Origin of the sequence: Caldiplasma sukawensis, from assembly GCF_052315375.1 — an archaeon.
In the GTDB taxonomy this organism is placed as follows: Archaea; Thermoplasmatota; Thermoplasmata; order Thermoplasmatales; family Thermoplasmataceae; genus Cuniculiplasma.
This window is the reverse complement of sequence record NZ_JBLSDG010000018.1, coordinates 1-8,583: the sequence shown is the minus strand read 5'-3', so window position 1 is coordinate 8,583 and position 8,583 is coordinate 1. Positions and strand designations below refer to the sequence as shown.

At 32.5% G+C, this 8,583-nt stretch carries 8 protein-coding genes, 2 tRNA genes and 1 pseudogene; 6 read left to right on the top strand and 5 right to left on the bottom strand.

Going from position 1 to position 8,583, the window contains the following annotated elements:
* Positions 1-348: 348 nt before the first annotated feature.
* Both ACNF4Z_RS07270 and ACNF4Z_RS07265 read left to right on the top strand, forming a co-directional pair.
* On the top strand, positions 349-1,317 hold the full coding sequence (locus ACNF4Z_RS07270; RefSeq protein ID WP_458328574.1) for a hypothetical protein: 969 nt from the start codon (positions 349-351) through the stop codon (positions 1,315-1,317).
* A 55-nt stretch (positions 1,318-1,372) separates the two neighbouring features.
* Positions 1,373-2,224 (top strand): DNA adenine methylase, encoded by an 852-nt coding sequence (locus tag ACNF4Z_RS07265; RefSeq protein WP_458328573.1) that lies wholly within the window; start codon positions 1,373-1,375, stop codon positions 2,222-2,224.
* Positions 2,225-2,307: 83 nt separating this feature from the next.
* On the opposite strand, the gene ACNF4Z_RS07260 is transcribed toward ACNF4Z_RS07265, so the two are convergent.
* Positions 2,308-3,282, bottom strand: a complete 975-nt coding sequence (locus tag ACNF4Z_RS07260) for a hypothetical protein (RefSeq protein ID WP_458328572.1) — start codon at positions 3,280-3,282, stop codon at positions 2,308-2,310.
* Between the two features lie 48 nt (positions 3,283-3,330).
* On the opposite strand from ACNF4Z_RS07260, the gene ACNF4Z_RS07255 reads away from it, so the two are divergent.
* Both ACNF4Z_RS07255 and ACNF4Z_RS07250 read left to right on the top strand, forming a co-directional pair.
* Positions 3,331-4,083, top strand: coding sequence for a hypothetical protein (locus tag ACNF4Z_RS07255; RefSeq protein WP_458328571.1), 753 nt, complete (start codon positions 3,331-3,333; stop codon positions 4,081-4,083).
* 21 nt (positions 4,084-4,104) lie between these two features.
* The gene (locus tag ACNF4Z_RS07250) at positions 4,105-4,800 is read left to right on the top strand and encodes an SDR family oxidoreductase (RefSeq protein WP_458328570.1); all 696 of its coding nucleotides are present in this window, start codon (positions 4,105-4,107) and stop codon (positions 4,798-4,800) included.
* Between the two features lie 2 nt (positions 4,801-4,802).
* Here ACNF4Z_RS07250 and ACNF4Z_RS07245 read toward each other — a convergent pair whose 3' ends face one another.
* Complete coding sequence (locus tag ACNF4Z_RS07245) at positions 4,803-5,543, bottom strand: SDR family NAD(P)-dependent oxidoreductase (RefSeq protein ID WP_458328569.1); 741 nt, start codon at positions 5,541-5,543, stop codon at positions 4,803-4,805.
* Positions 5,544-5,639: 96 nt separating this feature from the next.
* On the opposite strand from ACNF4Z_RS07245, the gene ACNF4Z_RS07240 reads away from it, so the two are divergent.
* Positions 5,640-5,714 (top strand) — tRNA-Gly (locus ACNF4Z_RS07240).
* A gap of 155 nt (positions 5,715-5,869) precedes the next feature.
* Positions 5,870-5,943 (top strand) — tRNA-Lys (locus tag ACNF4Z_RS07235).
* Between the two features lie 88 nt (positions 5,944-6,031).
* On the opposite strand, the gene ACNF4Z_RS07230 is transcribed toward ACNF4Z_RS07235, so the two are convergent.
* From ACNF4Z_RS07230 to ACNF4Z_RS07220, 3 genes and pseudogenes are all read right to left on the bottom strand, one after another.
* Entirely contained in the window at positions 6,032-6,262 is a 231-nt protein-coding gene (locus ACNF4Z_RS07230) for a hypothetical protein (protein ID WP_458328568.1), read from the bottom strand.
* Positions 6,263-7,113: 851 nt separating this feature from the next.
* Entirely contained in the window at positions 7,114-7,857 is a 744-nt protein-coding gene (locus ACNF4Z_RS07225; protein WP_458328567.1) for a DUF3800 domain-containing protein, read from the bottom strand.
* Positions 7,858-8,451: 594 nt separating this feature from the next.
* Positions 8,452-8,583, bottom strand: a pseudogene (locus tag ACNF4Z_RS07220) (ISL3 family transposase); the annotation flags it as partial.

Here is an 8,583-nt window from a genome sequence, read left to right as displayed (position 1 = left end):
GTGGATCATTCACAAAATATTGCCTGTACTTTTCCCTAAGAACTGTGTCGTAAAGGTCACTCACACAGTAACATGGCTATCCCATGAATAAATGTTATTGTTCCCTTATCTGTTCAGGGAATGGGTTTTTAGAAATCCTCTGGCATTTACTATGTAACAAAAAGGAATAAACTTTCAGAATTTAACTTCAATACTAACAGAAGCTATTCATTATCAAATTTCTCAAATCTTAGCTATTGCTATATGAATTATGAGGGGACCAATTATGCCCTTATGCCATATTATAATTCATCCCATGTTCTGGAATGGCTTTTTTCATATGGGGATCAAAAATATGGAGAGCATAATATGTCTTTTTTTGCCTATAATATAATCAATAATACAGAGTATTGTGATGATCTAGGATTTACAGTAAATTATTCAAATAATTACCAAATATCTTATATTGGAAATGGAAATTTTATTTCAATAAATGAGACGCAAAATTTCACAGGCCAATATTTCATTTATAATATTTATGAAAAAAGGATACTAAAAAGAGGGTATATTAAATATATGGAGGCAAACAATATATATTTCCTGCCATGTTTTGATTGTTTGATGGATTTTTCAGCCCAAGGATCCAATAATGACAATGTATCTTTATATAAGGTTAAGAACGGTTCTCTTAATTACGTATCAAATCTGAAGTACTACACTGGTCATTATACTGTGGATGGAATACCTGACCTTGTTGTGGATGTTTCAAAAGACGAGGTTTGTGCAAACATTCAGAGAAACTTCATGAATTATGCAATAAAGGTTGTTTTTAAGTATGAACTTGGAAGTTTCCATCTTAAATATGCTTCCAAAGAATATTTGGAAAATGGAACTTTATTCGATCCGAGCAATGGATACATACCTATTAGCACCTTAAACGGCTGGATTACTCCACAGACTACCGGGTATGGAAATTTACCAGCAGTTTCATATAATCCATTTCAAAATTTTACTGTAATAAGTGAAAATTCTAAATTTGTTAAGTTTAGAAATAATATGTTCATTGGTTTTAATGGCGCACCAATTCTTACAGCTTCACTTTATGGAATTAACGGTAGCTATTACGGTGCTTACTTCAATTCAAGTGATGTAAAATTTTTTTACTTTTGGAAAGAAGGTATCAATGAAAATTACTCAAAAATGTTGGACTTGAAAATTGATGAATTTAAAATTAATAAAAAAGAAGATTTATCAGGTTTTAGATTTTCTCATATGATGAAGAATGAAAAATCAGAATGCAGGAAAATAAATAAAATCAAAATGTTGAATTTAATATGAATAAAAATATTCCTTTCATATTGAAATTGAAAAATTAGTTACGGGAATAGCACTTATGAAAAAAATAGAAGGAATTAAATGCAAACCAATTGTAAAATGGGCTGGTGGAAAGAGACAGATACTTAAAACTCTGATTATGAATGTCCCTGAAAAATTCAATAGATATTATGAACCATTTGTAGGTGGGGCCGCCCTTTTTATCGAATTGTGTTCTTTAAATAAAATCAAAAGAGCAAAAATATCTGACATAAATCCAGATCTCTATAATTTATACATGGTAATTAAGGAAAAACATGATGATCTAATCATAGAACTGGACAATATGGAATTTCTCAACACAAGTGATTATTACTATAGGATGAGGAATGCTTTCAACTCAACAGAAGACCCAGTGAAAAAATCTGCAATACTATTGTATCTCAATGGACATTGCTATAATGGATTGTTCAGAGTCAATTCAAGTGGTAATTTTAATGTACCGTTTGGTAAATACAGTAAGGTAGAAAAACCGTCCGCTGAAAATATCAGGAAATTAAGTGAATTTTTATCCTCAACAGAAATAATAAATGCTGATTTTGAGAATAGTGTAAATGATGCTGAAGAGCATGATTTTGTTTATTTTGATCCTCCATATATGCCAATAAACAAGACTGCATATTTCACAGACTATACAAATAAAGGCTTCAATATAAAGGATCAGGAAAGACTGGCCAAAAAATTCAAAGAACTTTCAGAGAAGGGCGTATACGTTATGGAAACCAATTCAAATACGGAATTGATAAAAGAGATTTACAAGGAATTCTCAATGATCACGGTCAGCGCAAGGAGAAATATTAACTCAGACAAGAACAGGAGAGGAAATGTTGAGGAACTTATAATCACAAATTATGGTGTCAAAACTCAATAAATTAAAATTTGAAAAAAATTCATATTGCATTTATTTTTAATTATTAAGTGTAAATTTGATTTTTCTATTCATACTATGAAAAGTCATAAAAAATGCCTCATTATTGACATATACCTTGGCGATATCCCGAAATCCTTCAAAAATCTCAAAGCCGTAGTTGCATTTTTTAAAATTTCAGATTTTTTCAGGTTTCCGTTTTCCATTTTTTCAATCATTATTGATATATTGTTGAAAAGATTCATTTTTTTATCTACCATCTTTCTGTATGATTCTTTCAATTTTTCCATGTCTGAGTAGTTTTTTATACATTCATAAAGGATGTGTGCATTTTCAAGAGCTGGAACAATTCCTTCACCCAGAAGTGGAGATATATATCCAATAGACTCCCCGACACCGATCACATTTTTTTTGCAAATGCCTTCTATGGTTGGCCTCATCCTTATTTTTCTTGAAACCATAAATTTTTCACCATATTTTTCCAGAATTTTCTTGACTTCGTCAAGACTGATCCCACCTGCACCAATGTGATAATAATCACCCATTGGGAAGGACCAAAAATATCCCCGCCCTGAGGGGAAAAAATAGAAATAAAAGTCCTTCCAGGGTGATTCCGGAGTAATTTTCTCAATAGCATACATTGTAAAATCACCTTGGTATTTACCAAGTAAGGCACGTGATATTCCAGAGGCATCAATCACCAGATCATCTTTGTTATATGAATTGAGTTTTTCAGGTATCACTTTTTCATGTTCCACCATAATGGTTTCCATTTTCATTTTATCTATTGTACAGATGCCACTTGATCTAAATTCTGTGGCTGAAAAATTCTCTGCCTCTATAAGGACCTGTTCACCCTCTTTTACCAGGATATCATCAAAAACCATTTCAGCTTCTTTCAAATAGGGAATAATTTTATTTTTATTGGTTGCAAATCCGCAAGGAAGGTATTTATTTTTAACTTTAGGATCATAGATGGTAACATCAAAACCATCTTTTTTCAGTAAATTGTATAGAAATCTGCCAGAAACCCCTGCTCCAGCAATTTTAATACTTTCCATATTGCTCATAATGCAACAATCATATATTATTATGGGAATATACTCCTGTTGAAATTACTGATATCTTTTGGATATGATGGAAGAAAATTTTCAGGATTTCAGAAGGGTAACGGAAAAAACAGCATTTCAGATAGAATTAATTTAGTCATGGAAAAATTTAAATTGGGCACGGATATTCGTTTCTGCTCAAGAACTGACAGAAATGTGTCTGCAATAAGGAATATGATGACCATAATAACTGATCAGGATCCTGAAAAGATAATAGGAATACTAAATCATGAAATAGATAATATGTATTTTTCATCATATTCTAGGGTTAATGAGGATTTCAACGTTAGACACTGCAGGGAAAAAAGTTACATCTATCTTTATTTTGGAAATGATTATGCTCAGATTTATGAAAGACTAAAGATGTTTGAGGGAAAACACGATTTTTCAAATTTTACAAAGGAAAAAAATAAAAATACGGTCAGGGAAATTGATAGAATTGAACCTGTTATTATAGATGGGCTGAAAGGTTTCAGATTTAAAAGTTCAGGATTTCTCTGGAATCAGATCAGATTTATAATGGGTTGGAGTATGAAAAGCAGAAATTCTGAACCCTTCAAAGAAGAAAATTGGGAAAGGTATCTGGCACCTGCTGAAAACTTGATTCTTGAAAATATAGTTTATGATAACGTTGATTTCAGAAGCTTCGAGAACAGATGGAAATTTTCCATCATTGATAAACGTATTAAGGAAAATTTGACAGAGAACTTTTTATTAAATAACATAAAAAGAAATTTTAGCAATGATTTATAATGAAATAAACATTTTAAAAATATGGGAATATTTGAAGAATATTTTAATGGAAAAACAGTTGTGGTAGCAGGTGTTGGTTCGGGACAGGGTCTTTCATCCATAAAACTTCTGGAAAAGATGGGGGCAAGAGTTATTGCCATATCCAGAACTGGAAACTTTTCAGGTGAAAATGTGCACAACTTCAATGGAGATATGTCAGATGAGAGACAGGTGAGTGCAATTTTTTCAGAAATAAAATCAAAATATGGTTTTATTGATGGTATAATTAACAACTCAGGTAAATGGGAACCTGCTGATGAAAAATTCTCAACCACAGAGAAACTTATGGATTTTGTTAAGTCGAATATTCTTCCACAATATAATGTAATATATCATAGCAGGAACATTGTAAAAGAAGGCGGATCCATAGTGAATGTTTCAGCATCTGTCCGATTGCATAGTGGTAATCACAGTGCTTATAATATAACAAAAGATGCGATCCTGCAGCTGACAAAGGATGCTTCCATTTCCTTAAAAGAGAGGAAAGTAAGGGTTAATGCCATAGCACCAGGCCCTGTTTCAAAGGAGACAAAATTTGATTTGGAATTTCCCTTCAACTTTGTGAGGAGTGGTGCAGAGAGCCCTCTGGCCATCGCTTATGTATCACTGTTTCTTCTATCACCGCTTTCAATATCAATAAACGGGCAGTGTGTCACAACTGATTCAATATTGGAATAGTGTTAGAGGGTTATCCCTCCATCAACTATTACTGTCTGGCCGGTGATAAATGAGCTCTTTTCAGATATGAGAAAATACACTGCCTCTGCCACCTCTTCAGGTAGACCGAACCTTCCTGCAGGTGTTTGCGACAACAACATTTCATAAAATGCTTTATTTTCCTTGAGGAGTTTTGTCATATCAGTTTCAATGAAACCAGGTGCAACAGAATTAACTCTGATGTTTGGGGCCAGAAGCTCTGCCAGAGAACGGGTTGCATGAATTAGACCTGCCTTTGACATTGCATATGGCAGTGGAATGTATCCAGCCCTTATTCCAGCGGCAGATGTCACATTTACTATTGAACCCCTGTCTTCAATAAGATGTTTTAATTTTTTTATTAGAAGAACAGGAGAAAGCATATCCATGAAAACAACTTTGGTAAAAACATCATCAGGAATTTTTTCAAGCTTTCTACTACCCTGATATGCAATACCTGCATTATTTACAATTCCATAAAATTTTAAACCTAATTTCTGAATTTCTTCTGAAAATGATTCAATCCCTTCAATTGCGGAAAGATCCCCCTGAACTGAGAAATTCTCCGTTCCGTTTTCATTCATTTTTTTAATCATTTCCTCTGCAATTTCTTTTCTGCTATGAAAATGAAGACAGACCGAATATCCATTTTTGGATAATTTTTTACAAATCTCATTTCCAATTCCACCTGTTCCACCTGTTACTAGCACAATTTTTTGATTCATCTTTGATTTAAGACATTGTAACTTAAATACCTATCTGATTATTCATATGAAACATATGAATACAGATAAATAATTAAAATTATTACAGATATGCAAGCAGGCGTAGTGTAGTCTGGTCTAGCACGAGAGCCTTCCAAGCTTTCAACCCGGGTCCAAATCCCGGCGCCTGCATCAATTTGATTTTTATTCAACTAACTTACAATTTTAGCTCATTAAATGTTTTCAATTAACATAGAAATTTGTATGTTAGATTTAAAAAAATTTTAAGGGTGATATTGATCCAATCATAAAAATGTTTAAAACCCTCATAAATATACAGGATGGCTGGGTCTGTAGCTTAGCCAGGTAGAGCGATGGACTCTTAATCCATAGGCCGGGGGTTCGAACCCCTCCAGACCCGCTTTAAATTTTTAAGCGAATTGTTTTTATTTTTGAATTCTTAATATACTATTCTTCAATCTTAATTATATATAATCAAAAAATAATAATCATATCCTCTTAGTTCCGAATTTTCTATTATGATCTTCGAGATCGATAACTGCATATATGAATGTAATAAAAATGGCAAATAATGTTAATATGGCAATTAGAGAAATTAAATTATTATACTCAGGGCGAAAAATTGAGGGCACATGCTCATCAATCCAGAAAATATATGAGAACATTAAGATCAATCCAGACAAAACCTCCAATTTTAGAAATATTTTAGTTGAGCTCATTTGATTTCACCGTTAATTTCCATTAATATTTCTTTATGAGAACAATAATGATTGAGGCTATCGATGTCCCTTTTACAGATAGTGCAGAAGAGATATCGATCCATAAGATATCCCCTTTTTCGCATTTCTCTTTTTAATTTTCGGGCTCTCGTTGTTGGATTCATATATAAATAATTAAAAGTGAAATATAACCCTTGTGAAATTTAAAACAGATTTAATGCATTTTTACCCAAGATTCACCCCATTTTTAACATTGCAATTTTATTCCAGACATACTGAAATTCGATGTTTTCAATCGATAAATCTGAAATTTCAAAAATTCGCATTTTTTGTATTTTTCCGCATAATATACGTAATAAGGGGCTCGCATATATGGGATCAGAATTTTGATTTTCAAATTCTGAAATAATGGGGAAATCCTCAAAAATTCGATGTTTCAGAAGCATTGATTTTTCAAAATGAAATCTCATTGTCAGAGTTTAAAAATTAAACTCTGAAAAGTTATGTGTGTGGTTTTTCTTCTAAATTATCTTACTGTCTGTGTTTATTATTTATCATAAATTTAAAAACGACTTAAGGCTATGCTTTTTGTTCCAGAGTATAATAAGATTATCGGTATGTTGAATAGATTCTTTTGGGTGTATTTATTAGTCGGTTTGGTATTCTTAAATATTGATCATCTGTTTTAATCCAGAATAACATGAAGTCATCTATATTCCAGTTTTTAGTTTCTAACCTTTGGTACTTTTCCAAAGAAGGTTAAAAGGATTGTAGAGCTGTTCAAAGACATTATGCCTAGGGGTTAAATTAGGGTGAGTTCGGGTTTTTAAGTTTGATTGCAAAAGGCTTTATTAACGTCTGTGTTTTCTCCAATCACAAGCGTAGCAATCGCAATCAGAATTAGTCAAATGTTTTAACCCATCAGGTGATCCTCCTTTATTCTTTCTATCGAATCTCTCCTTAATTACATCGAAGTAATCCTTTTTAGAGTGTTCGTAGTATTGGAATACACCATATGCTAAGATATCAGCAAGCTGAAGCATTCTTGTGTCTCTTCGCCCTGCGAAATATGGAATGTCAACTATATTGTTAACACTTCCATATTTTGTTCCTCCAACTCTGTACCCGTCAAACAATTCCCTATATTTCTTCTCATGTGCTTGATCGATTATCGTAAGACCCTTTGTTGGGTGTTTGTTTCTATGTTGCCTAACTAAAAAAGTATTAAAACGTGTCATCATATCTTCAAAGGCGAGATCAAGAACTTGAGTGTCCCGTTTTACATAATTTGCGCTCACAACTGTAGCGTAGGCAACTAAATTTGGAAAGCAAAAGTAATTAAACACGTTATATAAGTCAGTAAGAATTTGCCCTCTTTCACTAGATGGTAGATCTTTGAAAGCTTTCTTACCATTTTTTATATCTGTTGCGTGAAATGATATTTGAACCTGAAGGTCCGAAAAATATTTTTGTTGTACTTGATCCAGACTTTGGGATATCTTACCAATTTGCCCCTCATGAACAGCCACTCCTGCCATGACAAAAGTTTTGTTCTCATCCCAATTATTGTAATCACCCGACTCGTCTACATACAATATATACATCCAATTGTAATAACGAAAGCCCACTTAATAATTTGCAAATCAAAAGAGATGCAACCAAGTATGGATAAATCTCCATATCGGATCACAATGTAACCCTCTTGATCGCAAATCTCTATTTCACACATATAAATAAACTTTTTTATTGATAGTAAAACCATAATCATATTAGTTGCCAGAATCAACCAAACTTTTAACTGTTCTTTATTATGCTTATTATTGCTCTTTAATTTATAAATGATTTAAGGCTATCCTTATTGCAGCGTGGTAAAAATAATCTAAACAGATTGACTGAAATCTGACAGTAAGGAAGTTTGAGTATGGAGTTATAGTTTTAAGGATATATTACAAGCTTACTTTTGAACTCAGATAGCCTGGAACATTTCATTTTACAATTAGGAAATTAAAGGTTCTGTATTAATTTATGTTCCGTTCATGTACCATAAATGTTCCATGAAATGTTCCCTTAAAAATATAGTATTTTACTGCTTCTTTAATAAATTTATAAAAAATGGAACATGAATATGATCATGTTTCTTAATGCGTTAAAAAATTATAATTTAAAAAAATTAAATTTTTTGGATCTCTTTAACATTCTGGGGGTAACCTCAATCCTCCTGCCACCAGATATATGATCGTATCCCTGTACTCCTGTGCCTTGAACCCATATGAACGCTTGAATGCAGTACGGATCTTGTTGTTCAATCCTTCAACAACAGC